Origin of the sequence: Bradyrhizobium sp. DOA9 (assembly GCF_000617845.2) — a bacterium.
Lineage (GTDB): Bacteria > Pseudomonadota > Alphaproteobacteria > Rhizobiales > Xanthobacteraceae > Bradyrhizobium.
Window position 1 is genome coordinate 582,782 of the sequence record NZ_DF820426.1, and the last position, 16,284, is coordinate 599,065.

Genomic DNA, 16,284 nt, shown 5'->3' on the forward strand with positions numbered 1-16,284 from the left:
ATTCACGTTGGGCGCAAGCCGATGTCGAATGCAATCATCCCCCTGCTGCTGGACAGTCTCGCCAGCGCCGCGTTGATCTTCTTCGCGGCCGTTGGTCTGACGCTGGTGTTCAGCGTGCTGCGCGTCCTCAACGTCGCCCATGGCAGCCTCTACTCGATAGGCGGGTATGTCGCAGCCTCGCTCTGCCTGTTCATCGCGAGCCGGCAGCTCAACCCCTATCTGTCGTTCGCAGCGTTGTTGTTCAGCGCCGTCTTCGTCGCGGCCATCTTTGGTCCGCTGATTGAGCGCAGCCTGGTCCGCTGGACCTACGGCAAGTCGGAAGCGGTGCAGATCCTGATCACGTTCGGGCTGTTCCTCATGCTGGAGGACTTGCAGCGCATGATTTTCGGCGTGCAGTCCTTTTACGAGGACGCGCCGATGCGGTTGCTCGGCACGTTGACCATCGGCGGTGTGGTCTATCTCAATTACCAGATCCTGCTGATCGGCATGGCGCTCCTGGTCGTTATCAGCCTGAGGCTCCTGGTCAACCACACTCGGCTTGGGCGCCTGATCACGGCAGTGGTGACCGACCGTGAAATGGCACAGTCGATTGGCATCGATACCAACCGGATATTTATCCTGGCGTTCTCGCTCGGCGTGTTCCTGGCGGCTCTCGGAGGAGCGCTGGCGACGCCGACGTCGGGCATCGCTCCAGGGCTCGGCGCCGATACGATGGTGCTCGCCTTTGCGGTGGCGGCGATCGGAGGGCTTGGACAGATCGAGGGGGCCGCGGTGGCCTCGCTGATTGTTGGTGTAGCGCGCGTGCTCGCGATCTATCTCGTCCCATCGCTGGATGCCGTTGCGCCCTATGCCGCCATGCTTGTCGTGCTTTTGATTCGCCCCTACGGCCTGTTCGGGTCGATGACCGCCCGGAGGATATGATGCGGACGATCGTCGCCGCTTCAGCGGTACTCATACTTGCCGTGCTGCCCGTCGCCGCCCCCTGGCTGCAATTCGTGTTGACGCTCGCGATCGCCAAGGGATTCGCGGCACTCGGCGTCGCCGTGCTGCTCCGCGCCGGCCTGATCTCGATCGGGCATGCGATGTTCTTCGCCGCGAGCGCCTATGGCGTTGCCTTCCTGGCGCGGGCCGGCATTAACGACCTCGGCCTGCTTCTGATCCTCTCTGTGCTTGCCGCCGCGCTGCTCGGCGCGATCGCCGGACTATTTCTCGTCCGCTATCGCGCGATCTTCTTCGCGATGCTGAACCTTGCAGTCTCCATGGTGTTCTATGCCCTGTGTGCCAAGCTCTACAGCGTCACCGGCGGCACCGACGGCATGACGGTGCCGGTTCCGGCCGTGTTCGGTGTCGTACTTGGCGAACCCACGTTCAAGAGCGTCCTGTTCTACATCAGCCTGGCCCTGATGTTGCTTGTCGGTCTTGCCATCCAGCGCTACCTGAACAGCCCGCTGGGCCACGCGCTCGCGGCTGTTCACTCCAACGAAATCAGGCTCGAATATCTGGGGATCCCGGTCTGGGCGGTTCTGCTGGTTGCCTACGTCGTCTCGGCGGCGCTGGCGGGTCTTGGCGGCGCAATTGCTGGCTTTGCGATCGGTCGCGTCGTCCCGGACTTCGCGTTCTGGACTGCGTCCGGTCACCTCGTGCTGATCGCCGTGCTGGGCGGCATCGGCGGCGTGCCCGGCGCGTTTATCGGCGCCCTCTTCCTGGAGTTGCTGCACAGCGTAGCCGTGACCGTGACCGATGCCTGGAATCTGATCGTGGGTCTGACGCTGATCGTCGTAATCATGTTCCTGCCGCAAGGGTTCTACGGGCTGTTCTCACGCAAGGAGGCGTCGAGCCTATGACGCGTCCCATCCTGGAGGCGAGGGGCCTCCACGTCGCTTTCAACGGGGTCAAGGCCGCCGATGGCGTCAGCATCTCGATCCACGACGGCGAGTTCCTGGCGATCATCGGGCCGAACGGATCGGGCAAAACGACGCTGCTCAACATCTGCACCGGGTACATCCGACCGGGCTCGGGCAGCGTGCTGCTCGACGGCCACGACATCACGCACCTGTCGCCGCGCGCCATCGCGCGGCGCGGCGTCGCGCGCGCGTTCCAAATCCCGCAGCTGTTTTCCGCGCAGCGCGTGATCGACAACATGATGCTGGCGCTCGCCGCAAAGGACGGCCTCTGGAACGCGATCCGCCCCCTCGATACCGGAGCACGGCGCGCGGAGGCGAAGGCCTTGCTCGACCTGATCGGGCTCGCGGACGATACCGACCGGATCAGCAGTACATTGCCTGAAGGCCATCGCAAGCTGCTGGATATCGCCGTCGCGCTGGCGCTCAAGCCACGGCTCCTGCTGCTGGACGAGCCGACCAGCGGCGTCAGTGCGCTCGAACGCTTTCCCCTGATGGAGGCGCTGATGAGCGCGCTGCGTCAGCGCCAGATCACCGCGCTGTTTGTCGAGCACGACATGGACGTGGTCGCCCGTTATGCGAGCCGGGTCCTGGTGTGGAACGCCGGAAACATCATGGCTGAGGGTCGGCCCGATCAGGTGTTCAGCAACGCGCAGGTCCGCGAGCGCGTCATAGGGGTCGCCTGATGCTCAGTCTCGACAAGGTCTGCGTCTCGATCGAGGGCGTCCGCGTGCTGCGCGGCGTCAGTTGCGACATCATCGAGCGAAAGACGACGGTGTTGATCGGCCGCAATGGCGCCGGCAAGACTACGACGCTGCGTGCGATCATGGGTCTCATCGCGCATGACGAGGGCTCGATCCGTCTCGATGCCGACGATCTTGGCAGCAGGCCCGCCTACACCCGCGCGCGGGCCGGCATCGGCTACGCGCCGGAAGACCGCCGGCTGATTCCGGAGTTGAGCGTCGAGGAGAACATCCGCCTGCCGGCGCTGGCGTTGAAGCTCGATCGTGCCGAGATCGCGCGCAGGCTCGACGAGATCTATCAGCTTTTACCCGAGTTGCACGTGATGCGCTCCAGGCCCGCGGGCGGCGTGTCCGGCGGCCAGGGCAAGATGGTCGCGCTGGGCCGCGCGCTGACGGTGGCGCGCAAGGTCCTGCTGCTCGACGAACCCTTTCAGGGCCTGGCGCCGGCCCTCGCGCTCGACTATGCGCGCACGCTCGGCGAGTTGCGCAAGCACCGGCCCGAGCTCGCCATGTTGATCACCGAATCGTCGCCGGCGCTGCTGGACCGGATCGCCGACAGGACGCTTCAGATCGAGCGCGGCGAAGTCATGGCGACATCGACCAAGGAGAAGGAACTTCATGTTGCTGCAATTTGAGCGCCTCGCAAATGACCGGACGGACCAGATTGGCGTCGAAATCGACTTTCTCATCATCGCGGGCTGGGCGGGCCGGGACGCCGCCGCCATTGAGCACCACATCGAGGAGCTCGCAGCTCTCGGCATTCCACGTCCCTCGACAACGCCGCTCTACTACCGCGTCGCGGCCCAAACATTGACCCAGGCAAGCCGCCTCGCGGTGCTCGGTCCCGACAGTTCTGGCGAGGTCGAGCCGGTCATCGTCGCGATGGCCGACGGGCTCTGGATCGGCATCGGGTCAGACCATACTGATCGCAAGGCGGAGGCATCGGGCATCGCTCTTTCGAAGCAGCTCTGCGGCAAACCGGTCGGCTCGCAGCTCTGGTCCTATGCGAGTGTCGAAGACCACTGGGACGAGCTCGTCCTTCGCTCGTGGGCGACGATTGACGGCACGAGGGTTCTCTACCAGGACAGCCCGGTGTCCTCGTTGAGGACGCCGCGCGATCTCATCCGCCGCTACGCAGGCGCAGGCACGCTGCCGGCCGGCACGTTGATGTTTTGCGGTACGCCCGGTGCCATCGGCGGCATTCGGCCAGGAACGCGCTTCGAGATGGAGCTGAGCGATCCCGTGCTCGACCGCAAGTTGACCCACGCTTACGACGTCGACGTGCTGCCGGTCGTTTCTTGATCTCGCCTCGCAGGCGGTGTCCATGACAGCAATGAACGGTCGACCCAACCAATCTGCCGTTGCACGCCTGGAGACCGCGCTGGCACGGATCCGGCTGCCGGAAGCGCAGAACGTCTTCACGGCGGTCTTCGCTGACAGCGCCCGGGGGGAGGCCGAAGCCGCAGATCGACGCGCCGCTGCAGGCCGCCCTCGCGGCCCGCTTGATGGTCGTATTGTATCGGTCAAGGCGCTGTTCGATATTGCGGGTACCGTGACGAGCGCGGGTTCCGCCGTGCTGCGCACCCTGCCGCCCGCGATTGACGATGCATTGGTCGTAACCCGCCTGCGCGCCGCCGGAGCCGTGATCATCGGCAAAACGCAGATGACTGAATTTGCCTTTTCCGCGCTCGGCACGAACCCGCATGACGGTGTCCCAGGCAATCCTCACGATCGCCGATGCTTGCCGGGCGGGTCGTCATCGGGAGCTGTCGTCTCGGTCGTGGACGGAATGGCGGATATCGCCATTGGCAGTGACACCGGAGGATCGATCCGAATTCCTGCGGCCCTATCGGGCGCGGTCGGCTTCAAGCCGACAAGCGGGTTCGTGCCAACCGAGGGTGCGTTCTCACTATCGTCGAGCCTCGACACCATCGGCCCGATTGCCTCGACCGTCGCAGACTGCTTCGCGGCCGATCAAGTGCTTTCGGGGGGAAGCATGGCGTCGCGGCCGCAGATGGCCTCTCCTTATACGTTTCGTCTCGTCGTGCCTCGCGGCCGCCTGTTTGACCGTTGCGAGCCCCAAGTGCTCAGCGCATTCGAGAATGCCGTAGAACGGTTTCGGTCTTGCGGTTTGCAGATCGAGGACAGATCGATCGAGGCGACGCTCGATCGTGTGGCCGAAATTGACAAGATCGGCACGTTTCCGTCGATCGAGCTCGGCGCGACGCTGCGTGGTCTCGGACTATCAAGCCTGGACGGGGTCGACCCGAAGACCCGCGTTCGCATCGAAGCGGGCGCCGGCCTCCTAGGTGTCGACTATGTGCGCATGACGCGGCTCCGGCAGGCCGCAATCCGATCCTTCGAACAATCCTTCGGAAACAACGAGGCTTTTGTGCTGCCGACCACGCCGATCCGCGCGCCGCTGTTGTCGTCGGTCGAGGAGCACAATGCGTTCCATCAGGCCAATGGCCTGGTGCTGCGCAATCCACGCATCGCCAATATGCTCGATTGCCCGTCGATTTCGTTGCCAATCCCGGTTGGCGGCCTGCCCGTCGGCCTGATGCTGATCGGCCGCAGGAACGCCGACCGACGCTTGTTGGAGATCGCGACCAGTGTGGAAACGATGCTGCGAGCGAGGCCAAGCGGAGCAGGGGCGTATTCCGACACCTCAACATAATTGTTGGTAACGTTGCGCGCGGAGCCTCCGACAGGTGCCCAAGATTACGACGATCCTACCAAGCCACTTTGCCGGAAACCTAGCAGGCTGTTGAAGAACTCAGCCGCGTTCGCAAACGAAGCCTGAATCGTCGCCATTGTGTATGTAGAAGTGGCCGACGAGCCTGCCAGCGGTGCCGATCGTAACCCATCCGCGACTGCAGACAGGGTCATTCTCGTCGCGCCCTTCCCATGAGAACTCAGCGCAGGCTGTACCGTCTCGGGCGCCGTAGCGGACGTCTAGTAAGCCGTTCAGCGCACCGAAGGCGATTTCACCGTCGGACTTGCCATTGAAGGTGAGATGCGCCTTTTCGACAAGATCGAGGAAGTCGCTGTCCCAGTTGTCCATCTCGACGATGCGCCAGCAGCCAGCAAAGGCCTTGGCGAAGCCGGGCACCTTGGCCACGTTGTTCGACCAGATCTCGACTAGCCCTGATTCCAATAAAGTCGCGCGGGATTGTCGACCAGGATCCGGCGAACCAGCCCATCGTCTGCCCACGACCAGAGCTGATCGAACAAAGCCGCGCCGTCCGGTTTTCCGCCGCGGCCGCGCGTATGAGGCCAATCGGATCCCCAAATCAGGCGTTCAGGGGCTTGGCACACCAATTCGCGTGCCATCGGATCGACATCCCTGAAACCATCGGCTTCGGCTGAGGCGTGGTAGACGCCCGACAGCTTCACCCAGATGTGCGGCAGGTCGAGCAAGCGACGCAACGATTGGCCTGCCGGCGTCGTCAGGCCCTTCGGCTGACGAACAAAAGCAAAATGTCCGAGGACGACCCGGCAGGGCAACTCCGCCAGGACAGGCTCAGCCTGGCACAGCAGTTCGTTGTGATGGGAGACGACGATTTCGACGTTCCATCCGAAGTCAGCAACAAGCGCAGCTGTCGCCCGAATGGCTTGAGGTGAGGGCGGGTCGCCGCGACCGAGATAAAGTCGGATTCCGCGGACGCCTTGTTGATGCAGCTGGCGAATGTCTTCCCGGCTGACGCCGCGCGGCAGGATCGCGACGCCGCGCGCAGTGTCGCCGAAGAAGCGCAGCGCGTCGAAAAAGCAATCGTTGTTGGTGCCGTACGTGGATGCCCCGATCAGCACGGACCGGCTGAGGCCGATCCGACGGCGGAACAGCGCGTAGTCATGTTTCGTTCCGATTGTGGTCAATGAGCCCGAGGGGACGGGGAAGGTCGGGTCGAAGACGTGATGGTGGCAGTCCACGGCTCCGACGGGAGCCGCGTGAGTGGGCGGCGTCGTACCCGCCGAATTCGGCACGGATAGCTGCTCGCCCGCGATCGTATTCGTCAGCACCCCCCTCATCTCCCTGTGATCGCAAGACTTTGCATGAACGATCCGACGTTGGGTTGGTCTTCGAGCGACCACGCCGTTTCGAGAATTCGGCGCCGTTGATCGGCCGGCCAGATATCGCCGACATTGCTCTCGAACTTCTCTTCGATGTCGGAGCGCTGCACCGGGTGGCCGGGAAAGCCCGGCAGATCGTCGCGCTGCTCCGACAGAGTGCGGCCGTCCTCCAGCGTGACGGCAATCCGATTGGTTGCTCTTGCGGGCACCATTGCAGTCAGGGCCGGATCCTCGACGACGGTCGTTGACTTGAGGATCGCCGCAGCTTTCGGATCGCGCAGCTTGCCTTCGGCATAGCTGTGGACGCTCAGTCGCCCGTCGAGCAGGGTTCTGACCACGGCAAACGGCAAGCTGTGATCCGCGGTTTCGGATGTGGTCGGCGCCCATTTTTCCGGCGCGTTTGCCGCAACATCCTTGGCGCTCTTCGTCGTCGTGATTTCGACCTTCTTGATCTTTGCACCCCTGATCTGTGCATGGAGCGCAGCAGCTGCCGGAACGGCAGTCTGGATGAAGGCCTGGGCCGGATAGAATTTGTAGCGCACGTCGTCGATCTTGAACGGGCGCGACTTTCCGCCGAAGCCAGTCAGGTCCAATTCGAATTCCCCGGACACCACTTTCATGAAACCGGCCTTTCCCTCGAAGATAGGCGAGGGGCCGCTGATGTGCTTGCCCGCAAGCAGGGCCGAGACGATCGCCGTGCGGGCCGCCTCCGCGTCGGCCATGCCCTTCCAGTTCGAAATAGTATCCGAGCGCGTCTGAAACAGCGGGATGTGCGCGCCAAGCGCGATATTAACGGCCTGGGCGAGCTGGGCAGGCGGCAGCTTCATCAGGCGTCCGGCGGCGAGAGCAACTGCGACCAGACTATAGGCCGGATGATCGAATCCGCGCGCCCGAAGACTGGGGCCGTCCAGAAGATGGCACATGATTTCGTAAGCCAGGACGATCGCAGTGATGACCTCCTTGCCGTCATTGCCGTTCATCTCTCCGACTGCAAAGCAGGCGGCGATGTGGTCGCTTGGGTGACCGGTATCGTGGCCGGTATAGAAATCGTTCAGGTCGAATTCGCGGATCGCGCAGCCGTTGGCAAAGGCTGCCCACTCGACGCTGGTTTGCCGCGCCGACCCGAGAAGAGTGCAGGGGCCGTTCGCCGTGCCGCTCAGTTCGCGTACTGCAACGATGGGCCCTTCATCGAGTGCGGCGATGCCGCATCCGAGCGCATCGATCAGATGCGCCTTGGCCGCCGCCACCGTGCTCGGCGGAAGATCATCATATCGGAGACTACTGGCGTAATCGGCAAGTCGCGCTGCAAGGTCGTTGGACGCCGCCGCCGCCCCCTTCGCGAACAGAAAATGTGAGCAGCTTGAAGCCAGAATCCCCTTCCATATCGCTCGGCGGCTGAAGATCGGTTCCATCGAATGGCTCCATCATTGTTAACAATTTGCTAGCAGATCGTCTCGGGAGTCAATCTACCGTTGGGCGCGCGAGGTCGCTTTTAGCTTATTTTGCAACATTTTGTGGCAACAATCATTCAAACGGCCGGACTATTTTGGTTGACAATTTTGTCTATATTCGCACTTTGACGACGGTTCGCAGGAATGGGAGAGCGCACATGACGGACCTGCCGGCGCGGGTTGAGATCAATGAGGAAGGTCCGAGAGAAGGTTTTCAGATCGAGCCGGGGCCGATCGAAACCGGCGACAAGGTCCGACTGATCGAAGCGCTTGCTGGGACCGGCGTCGCTCATATTCAGGCCTGTTCCTTTGTCAGCCCGAAGCTCGTCCCGGGCTGGCGGGACGCCGACGCCGTGGTGCGCGGCTTCTCGCCTCGTTCCGGCGTGGAGTACACCGGCCTCTGGTTCAATGAGAGGGGTCTCGATCGGGCACTGGCGCATGCGGACAAGCTGTCGTTGCGCGGAGCAATTTCGCTCTCCGCCTCGGACGATTTCAGCCGCCGCAACCTCAATCGCAGTCACGCGGAAAACCTGGAGCGGATGCGTTCACAGACGACCCTGCACCTGTCGAAGAATGTTCCAGTCACGCGCGTGGGCGTCATGGCTGCGTTTGGCTGCAATTTTCAGGGGGAGGTCACGGTCGCCGACGTGGTGCGGACGGTGGGCGATGGTTTCGGTATTGCGGGCGAAGCGGGCATATCGATCGACGAGATATCGCTTTCGGATACGATGGGATGGGCAATTCCATCGCGCATAGAGGCGGTGGTCGGTGCCGTTCGCGAGCGATGGCCGGATCAGCGCATCAAGCTCCATCTTCACGACACCCGTGGCATGGCTGTCGCAAACGCAGCGGCCGGACTTCGACTAGGTGTTGACAAATACGATTCGACTGTTGGTGGCCTCGGCGGATGTCCGTTCGCGGCTCACGCGGGAGCTGCGGGCAATATCGCAACGGAGGAGCTCGTGATGCTCTGCGAGGAGATGGGCATCGAAACCGGGATTGATCTGGATGCCTTGATCGAAGCGGGGCGTCTGGCGGAATCGATCGTGGGTCATCCACTGCCGAGCGAGCTTCTGCACGCAGGCAGTCTCCACGCGGCGCGACGGAAGGTGATGCAATGACAAATGTTCATCCCCTTGAGGGGTTGAAGGTCCTCGAATTCAGTCACGCCGTCATGGGGCCGACGGCGGGATTGTTGCTGGCCGAACTCGGGGCCGACGTGATCAAGATCGAGCCTGCGCCGGGCGGCGATCCGACCCGACAGCTGGCCGGCTTCGCAGCCGGCTATTTCTCGGCGTATTGCCGCAGCAAGCGAAGCCTGGCCATCGACCTGAAGCATCCCGAAGGCAAGGCGCTGGTTCATCGATTGGTCGCCGAGGCCGACGTCGTCCTGGAGAACTATGGTCCTGGCACAATGGATCGGCTCGACTGCGGATATACCGAGCTGTCTGCGATCAATCCGCGGCTTATCTATCTGGCTTTGAAAGGCTACCTCAAGGGGCCTTACGAAAACCGCCCGGCTCTCGACGAGGTCGTGCAGTTCCATGCCGGGCTCGCCTGGATGACCGGTCCTCCCGGCAAGCCGATGCGCGCGGGCGCTTCGGTCAACGATATCATGGGCGCGATGTTTGGCGTGATCGCGCTGCAGTCAGCCCTGATCGAGCGTCAGAAGACGGGCAAGGGGACAATCGTGAGTGCGGGCCTGTTCGAGAACGCCTGCTTCCTGATGTCGAACTATATGGCCGGCATGATCGCCGGTGAGCAAGAGCTGCGGCCGATGCCGGCGCGCCGGGGTGCGTGGGCGATCTACGAGCCCTTTGCCACAAAGGGAGGCGGGCAGGTTTTCGTGGGCGTCACGAGCGATAGCCAATGGACGCGCTTCGTTAAAGAGTTCGAGCTTCAACAGCTGGCAGATGATCCCAAGCTGGCGACTAACCGTTTGCGCACGCAACAACGCGAGCATATCCGCCCGATCATTCAGGCGCGGCTGCTCGGGCTGGAGCTGGATGATGTGAAGTCACGGCTCGATCGGGCGAATGTCTCGTGGGCTCCAGTTGGCAAGCCGTCTGATTTGTTCGAGGATCCACACCTGCAGGCTGCGGGTGGTCTTGTGGATGTTTTTGTCGGAAAGGGCGGTGGCGCCGAGGGACAAATCGTTCCCCTTCCGGCATTGCCGATGGCGTTTGGCCAGGATCGGGCACGGCCCGGTCTGGTGAGCCAGCCCCCCCTGGTCGGCCAGCACTCCGAGGAGATATTGCGCGATGTCGGTGTCAGTGCGGAGGAGTTTGCCCGCCTGTCGCAAGACGGCGTGGTCGCCTCCACAACGGCTGAGCGCTTAGAAGTCCAGCAGGCGAAGCGCACATGACCTGGTCTTCCCAGGCAGGCGATCGATCGGGACATCGTCTTTCGGCGGGCATTGCTGGCCTGCTTGCCATGGGCTTGATCGGTCTCGGGCTGTCGACACCTGCCCGCGCGCAGGCCGACGTTGCGGGCAAGAGTGCGGCGGAATTGCTGCCGGATCTCCCTCATGAGATCGTCAGGAACGCCTGTAACGAAGGCAAGCTCACGATCTACATGACGATTTTCCGCAACAACGCCGCTCTCGTTCTCGACCGTTTTCGCCAGCGCTTCCCCTGCATCGCGATCAATACCTTCGTGGGAACCGGTGGCACTCTTTACGAGCGCTTTTCCAGTGAATTTCGTGCCGGCAGCAGCCCGGCCGACATTTTCATGAATGCCAGTCCGACTTTCGGCGATGCCCTTGCCGACAAGGGAATGTTGACCAAATGGACCCCGCCGAATGCCAGCCGCGTTCCCGCACAGTGGCAACGGCCGGGTTATTGGTATGCCATCGCAATCGAAGAGATCGGGGTCGGCTGGAACACCGAGAGCCTGACCGCGGAGCAAAAGCTTTGGCTCGACAATCTGAAGACTTGGGATCAGCTGCCGTCCGCGCCCTTCAAGGAGAGCGCGGCCGTGGTCAACCCGCGCGCCGGCGGCTCGGCACAGTTGCCGCTCGATTTTTTTCGAACCACATTTGGCGATGACTTCCTCAGGAAGCTCGCTCGTCTCAAGCCCACTGTATTTGACGGCATCAATCCGCTTGTCGAGCGCCTCGTGGCGGGAGAGTTCGATCTCGCTCTGGTAGGTTTGACAAGCACGTTCGCGACGCAGAGGGCCCGCGGTGCTCCGCTCGCTTGGACCGTACCCAACCCAAGTCTCGCTATTCCCAATTTCCAGGCTATTCCTGCGACTGCTCCCCATCCGAACGCGGCTAAGCTGTTTTTGGCTTGGTCTTTGACCGAGGAAGGGCAGACGGCTTGGGTGACGAAACTCGGCATGGAACCGGCCAACCCGGAGATCGAAATCCCGCGGTTCCCGGATGAACCCGATCCCTTGCCGCAGCCCTCAAATTTCTATGCCCCGGATTGGAAGGCCATGACGAAACGGCGCGCGGCCAATGCCGAGTTTTTCACCGAGCTGTTCGGACATTAGGCCCATGTCGGATCTTGTGATTCTGGCAAAGCCGGCCCGCATCATGCGTCTCCTTGATGGAGAGACGCTTCTGAGCTTTGCTCTTCTGTTGACGCTCGCAGCCTTGGTGCTGTTGCCGCTCGGTTACCTTGCTTTCGGCGCGCTATCCAGCGCACCACCGCATGCCCCGGACGCTAGTCTGACATTTAAAAATCTTGTCGATGTTTATGCGACGTCCCGTTTCGTTGAACCGCTGCTTACGACATTGGGAATCGGGATCGCGACCGGCATCGTCTCGACCGCCATTGGCTTGGTGTTGGTTTGGCTACTCGTCCGTGTTGCCGTACCTGGCGCGCGGGTGTGGCGAGTGTTGTTGACGGTTCCTCTCTATTTTTCGCCCTTGATGCTGGCTTTCGCCTTCGTGGCACTCGGCGCCCCGCGAGTAGGACTTGTCAACCAGGTGTGGCAGGCGATCGGGGCAACGGGGTCACTCGTCAACGTCTACAGCTTTGTAGGGATCATCTTCGTACTTTCCGTCCATTACGTGCCTTATGCGTTGATCGTCCTGGCCGGACCGGTGGAAGCCGTCGGATCCGAATTGGAAGAGGCTGCGTCGGTGCTTGGCAGCAGCCACCTTCAGGTGGCGCGCTTTATCGTGTTGCCACTGCTCAGGCCTGCCTTGCTTTCAACCTTTATGATCATTGCAACGATGGCCGCCGAGAATTTTGCGGTCCCGACGCTGCTCGGTCGTTCTGCACATATCAAGACGATCCCGGGTGAAATCTACTACATGGTCTCGGCGGAGCCCACGTCGCCGAATCTGGCGGCTGCGCTGGGATCGCTCCTCCTGTTGATCGCCTGCGCCGGTGTCATGGGTTATCGCTGGATGGCCAAGGCTTCGGATCGTTATGTTGTGGTAACCGGCAAGCCGAAACGACGCGCGCGCACCGATGCTGGAAGATGGCGGCCGGCTTTGCCGGTATTGCTCGGTACATATCTGTGCTGCACCACGTTGCTTCCTCTGACAGCCCTCGTCTACGGCTCGTTCCTACCCTTCCTGGGACGCCGGATGAATCTCGATCTCCTGACCTTGCGAAACTACGAGACTGCGCTGCGGCCGGCGAACCTTCAGGCGTTGACGAACAGTCTGGTGCTGGCGGGTCTGGCCGCAACGATCTGCGTAGCGCTGGGCTTTCTGGTAAGCTTTTGCGTCGTGCGGACCCGCGCTCCATTGCGCGGAGCCCTGGACTATATCAGCTCGATGTCGGTTGCGATTCCGGGGATGGTGCTTGGCATCGGCATGTTGTGGGCCTATGTCGGCGCACCGATGGGATTATGGGGCTCCATCTGGATTTTGCTGTTGGCCTATGTTGCGAGGTTCGTCGTTCACCCCGCGCGAGCCGTATCGGCGGGGCTGCTGCAATTGTCGCGTGACCTCGACGAAGCCGGTCGCGTGTTGGGTGCGTCGGTGGTGCGGCGCATGCTGGACATCTCGGCACCGATCGTTCGAGTTCCGTTGTTGTCCTCCTGGCTGGTCGTTGCCATCTTCGCGTTGAACGAGGTGACGTCGACGGTGCTGCTCTATTCATCCCAGTCCCTTACGCTCTCGATCCTGACCTGGAATTCACTCAACTCGATTGGCGCGATGCAGGCCTTCGCATTCGCCGTCCTGCAAGGATTAATCACAATGGTCCTTGTCACTTGTGTCTATTTCCTGTCCGGGAAGGAGCGCGCATGAGCGCCACGCATGTCGAACTCAGCGGTCTTCAGAAGCGGTTCGCTCCCGGCCTGACGGTGGGCCCGATCGATCTTGCCATCGACGCCGGGGAAATCGTCGCGTTGCTAGGGCCGAGCGGATGCGGCAAGACGACGTTGTTGCGGTGTATTTCCGGTCTGGAAACGCCGAGTGAAGGTGAAATCAGGATTGGCGGCAGAACCGTCTTTTCCGCAGCCGGGAATATCAATGAGAGTCCGGAGCGACGTCAGGTCGGATTCGTGTTTCAATCTTATGCCCTCTGGCCGCATATGACGGTTGCCGAAAACGTGGCGTATGGACTCAAGCTTCGTAAAGTGGTCCGCCCAGAGATCCGGCAACGCGTCGAGGCCATTCTTGCCAGCGTCGGCTTGGCAAACATGGCCGATCGCTATCCCTCGACGCTCAGTGGAGGACAGCAGCAGCGCGTCGCCATTGCCAGAAGCCTGGTCGTCGAGGCTCGTGTGATATTGTTCGACGAGCCATTCAGCAATCTCGACGTCAATTTACGGGAGGAAATGAGGTACGAGCTGCGACGGCTGATCAAGCAATCGGGTGTGACCGGCGTATTCGTCACGCACGATCAGGGCGAGGCCATGGTCGTGGCGGACAGGATCTGTCTGTTGCGCCAAGGTCGGGTCGAGCAGATTGGACCTCCGCGTGAGCTGTTCCAGAAACCTGTTTCCCGATTTGCGCTGAATTTCTTCGGCGCTTCAAACATCTTGCCGGTCGCGCAAGAAGGTGATGGGTATGTCGTTCTCGAGGGTGGTCATCGCCTGGAAACGGGATCGAAGTTGAAGCGCGATGGTCTCCTGGCGATTCGACCGGAAATGCTGAGATTCCTTCCCGAGAATGCGGCGGGTGCGAACATCATCAAGGGTGAAGTGAGAAATGCCACGTTTCTCGGCGGGATGACGGTCTACGATGTCGACGCCGCTGGCGTTGTCCTGAAAGTGAGCAGTTCGGAGGCCGAGCACGCCGTCGGGGCGCGGGTGGCGCTCGAACTGCCGGAACGGGCGCTAATTCGCGTCTGATCTATGGTGCGAGACAGACTTGCGGCACACGGGTGGAAAGAGGCAATATCGACATGCTTTGTCGGAAAAGAATTGGCAGGGTTGAGCATTGGTTGCGAGAAAGCAGACGAAGATCTCGGTCAGGACAGTCGGAGAGCGGACCGGAGATCGGTCATCGAAGGAGCGGGGTGAAAAGCCGAACTACTACCGCCTTATTCGTGAATTGATCGTTTCCGGCGAGCTCGTGCCAAACGAGCGCCTTATCGAAAACGATCTTGCGCAACGCTTCGGTACGAATCGGGCGAATATTCGCATTGCGCTCAGTCGGCTCGATCAGGAGGGTTTGGTCAGTTGCTCTCCGAATCACAGCGCCAGGGTACGCGTCGTCGAAAGAGATGAGGCGCTTCAGATCTTTGAGACGCGCGGCGCTTTGGAACGCCTGGTTGCGGCGCACGCGGCCCGCAACGCAACGCCGACGCAGTGCCGCAAGATGCGCTCGCTGCTCGGCGCGATGGAAAAGGCGCTGGCAGCGGAAGACATGAATGCCTTTTCCGACGAGACGGCCAAATTGCGAGCGGTCATTTGGAGTGCGTCGCGGCACGAGACGGCGAGCCGGCTTCTGTCGGCAGTGAACTACCAGCTCGTTCGTTTTCGCTATCGCTCGATCACCGTTCCTGGCCGCGCAGAGCAATCGCTCCGGCAGTTCAAGGCAATCGTGGATGCGATCGAAGGAGGTCGTCCGCTTGCTGCGGAAGCCGCCATGGATGCGTATTCCGCCAGCGCCATTGCGAGCCTCCGTAAGGCCTTCCGGAGGCACTGAACAGCGGTGCGAACAGCCGCCAGTTGGCGCTAGAGCGTTTCACATTTTGACTGAAGCATAACCGGCGTTGGCGAAGTAGTTGGCGCATTCGCGAGGCTGGATGTCGTGGACTAGATGACCGATGTGGCGCCAAGTGTCCTCGATGGTGCGCTTCTGAGCTTGCCGCATCCAGTGTTTGATCTTGGCGAAGGCCTGTTCGATCGGATTGAGGTCGGGTGAGTAGGGCGGCAGGTACCAGAGCCTGGCGCCGGCGGCCTGGATCGTCTGCCTGACAGCTTTCGATTTGTGGCTTCCGAGATTGTCGAGAATGACGATGTCGCCTTCGCGCAGGGTCGGCCGGAGAAGGTGCTCGACATAAGCGCGGAAGCACTCGCCGTTGATCGGTCCGTCGAAGACACAGGGTGCCGTGAGCCGGTCGTGGCGGAGCGCACCGAGGAATGTGAGGGTCCGCCAGTGACCATGCGGAGCAAAGCCGCGCAGACGTGCTCCTTTGGGGCCCCAGCCCCGCAAAGGGGCCATGTTGGTCTTGATCCAGGTCTCATCGATGAAGACGAGCCGGCCCGGATCGAGCCCGGCCTGCCAGGACCGCCAACGCTGGCGTCTACGAGAGACGTCGGCGCGAGCCTGTTCGAGGGCGAACAGTGTTTTTTTTTGAAGCGCAGTCCTTCCCGACGCAGGAACAGCCAGACCGCGTTGTGTGAGACCTTGACCCCACGGGCCGCCAGTTCCGCCTTCAGACCATGCAGCGTCAGGTGCGGCGTCTCGGTGATCCGCTCGACGATGAAGGTGCGGTGCGGATCAAGCACCGGCTTGCGGTGACCGCCCATCTTGCCAGGCGCAACCGAGCCGGTCGCTCGATAACGCTGCGACCACTTCACAACCGACGACACCGCAACACCAAACCGTTCCGCCACGGACCGGCAGCTCTCACCTTTGGCAACAGCGGATACCGCACGCTTGCGTAAATCGTTGGAAATTGGTCGGACCATCGATGCTGGCCTCCAGCCCAGCCAGCATCTTGAATCATATTCGCCCCAGCTCGGGAATCCCTTCCGATT

The 16,284-nt window shown here is 61.8% G+C and carries 16 protein-coding genes; 12 read left to right on the forward strand and 4 right to left on the reverse strand.

Annotated features, from left to right (window positions below):
* The first annotated feature begins 21 nt into the window (after window positions 1-21).
* Genes BDOA9_RS35855 through BDOA9_RS35880 form a run of 6 tightly spaced genes read left to right on the forward strand, consistent with a single transcriptional unit; the run spans window position 22 to window position 5,321 of the window.
* On the forward strand, window positions 22-921 hold the full coding sequence (locus tag BDOA9_RS35855) for a branched-chain amino acid ABC transporter permease (protein WP_025038735.1): 900 nt from the start codon (window positions 22-24) through the stop codon (window positions 919-921).
* On the forward strand, window positions 921-1,844 hold the full coding sequence (locus BDOA9_RS35860) for a branched-chain amino acid ABC transporter permease (protein WP_025038736.1): 924 nt from the start codon (window positions 921-923) through the stop codon (window positions 1,842-1,844). Before BDOA9_RS35855 ends, BDOA9_RS35860 begins: the two co-directional genes overlap by 1 nt.
* A complete protein-coding gene (locus BDOA9_RS35865) occupies window positions 1,841-2,587 on the forward strand; it encodes an ABC transporter ATP-binding protein (RefSeq protein ID WP_025038737.1) in 747 nt (248 codons plus the stop codon). Before BDOA9_RS35860 ends, BDOA9_RS35865 begins: the two co-directional genes overlap by 4 nt.
* Window positions 2,587-3,279, forward strand: a complete 693-nt coding sequence (locus tag BDOA9_RS35870) for an ABC transporter ATP-binding protein (RefSeq protein ID WP_025038738.1) — start codon at window positions 2,587-2,589, stop codon at window positions 3,277-3,279. Before BDOA9_RS35865 ends, BDOA9_RS35870 begins: the two co-directional genes overlap by 1 nt.
* A complete protein-coding gene (locus BDOA9_RS35875) occupies window positions 3,263-3,946 on the forward strand; it encodes a DUF2848 domain-containing protein (protein WP_025038739.1) in 684 nt (227 codons plus the stop codon). The genes BDOA9_RS35870 and BDOA9_RS35875 overlap by 17 nt, the downstream gene beginning before the upstream one ends.
* Window positions 3,947-3,968: 22 nt before the next feature.
* Window positions 3,969-5,321, forward strand: coding sequence for an amidase family protein (locus BDOA9_RS35880; protein ID WP_025038740.1), 1,353 nt, complete (start codon window positions 3,969-3,971; stop codon window positions 5,319-5,321).
* A gap of 99 nt (window positions 5,322-5,420) precedes the next feature.
* Here BDOA9_RS35880 and BDOA9_RS35885 read toward each other — a convergent pair whose 3' ends face one another.
* The 3 genes from BDOA9_RS35885 to BDOA9_RS35895 are packed head-to-tail and all read right to left on the reverse strand — an operon-like array spanning window position 5,421 to window position 8,127.
* A complete protein-coding gene (locus BDOA9_RS35885; protein WP_025038741.1) occupies window positions 5,421-5,765 on the reverse strand; it encodes a hypothetical protein in 345 nt (114 codons plus the stop codon).
* A 20-nt stretch (window positions 5,766-5,785) separates the two neighbouring features.
* Window positions 5,786-6,664, reverse strand: a complete 879-nt coding sequence (locus BDOA9_RS35890; RefSeq protein ID WP_052363165.1) for an amidohydrolase family protein — start codon at window positions 6,662-6,664, stop codon at window positions 5,786-5,788.
* Between the two features lie 5 nt (window positions 6,665-6,669).
* A complete protein-coding gene (locus tag BDOA9_RS35895; RefSeq protein WP_025038743.1) occupies window positions 6,670-8,127 on the reverse strand; it encodes an MmgE/PrpD family protein in 1,458 nt (485 codons plus the stop codon).
* 197 nt (window positions 8,128-8,324) lie between these two features.
* Here BDOA9_RS35895 and BDOA9_RS35900 point away from each other — a divergent pair, with 197 nt between their 5' ends.
* The 6 genes from BDOA9_RS35900 to BDOA9_RS36565 all read left to right on the forward strand — a co-directional run bounded on the left by BDOA9_RS35900 (window position 8,325) and on the right by BDOA9_RS36565 (window position 15,226).
* Window positions 8,325-9,287 (forward strand): hydroxymethylglutaryl-CoA lyase, encoded by a 963-nt coding sequence (locus tag BDOA9_RS35900; RefSeq protein ID WP_025038744.1) that lies wholly within the window; start codon window positions 8,325-8,327, stop codon window positions 9,285-9,287.
* Window positions 9,284-10,531: a CaiB/BaiF CoA transferase family protein gene (locus BDOA9_RS35905; protein ID WP_025038745.1), complete on the forward strand. Its 1,248-nt coding sequence runs from the start codon at window positions 9,284-9,286 to the stop codon at window positions 10,529-10,531. Before BDOA9_RS35900 ends, BDOA9_RS35905 begins: the two co-directional genes overlap by 4 nt.
* Window positions 10,528-11,661: an ABC transporter substrate-binding protein gene (locus BDOA9_RS35910; RefSeq protein ID WP_082848006.1), complete on the forward strand. Its 1,134-nt coding sequence runs from the start codon at window positions 10,528-10,530 to the stop codon at window positions 11,659-11,661. Before BDOA9_RS35905 ends, BDOA9_RS35910 begins: the two co-directional genes overlap by 4 nt.
* Window positions 11,662-11,665: 4 nt before the next feature.
* Complete coding sequence (locus BDOA9_RS35915; RefSeq protein ID WP_025038747.1) at window positions 11,666-13,378, forward strand: ABC transporter permease; 1,713 nt, start codon at window positions 11,666-11,668, stop codon at window positions 13,376-13,378.
* Window positions 13,375-14,427: an ABC transporter ATP-binding protein gene (locus BDOA9_RS35920; RefSeq protein WP_025038748.1), complete on the forward strand. Its 1,053-nt coding sequence runs from the start codon at window positions 13,375-13,377 to the stop codon at window positions 14,425-14,427. Before BDOA9_RS35915 ends, BDOA9_RS35920 begins: the two co-directional genes overlap by 4 nt.
* A gap of 88 nt (window positions 14,428-14,515) precedes the next feature.
* On the forward strand, window positions 14,516-15,226 hold the full coding sequence (locus BDOA9_RS36565; RefSeq protein ID WP_082848008.1) for a GntR family transcriptional regulator: 711 nt from the start codon (window positions 14,516-14,518) through the stop codon (window positions 15,224-15,226).
* Between the two features lie 39 nt (window positions 15,227-15,265).
* Here the strand turns inward: BDOA9_RS36565 and BDOA9_RS37440 are convergent.
* Window positions 15,266-16,215 (reverse strand): IS630 family transposase gene (locus BDOA9_RS37440; RefSeq protein ID WP_152033754.1). Its coding sequence is split into 2 segments (ribosomal slippage): window positions 15,266-15,877 and window positions 15,880-16,215, totalling 948 coding nucleotides; the frame shifts between segments, so codons are not numbered across the junction.
* Window positions 16,216-16,284 lie beyond the last annotated feature (69 nt).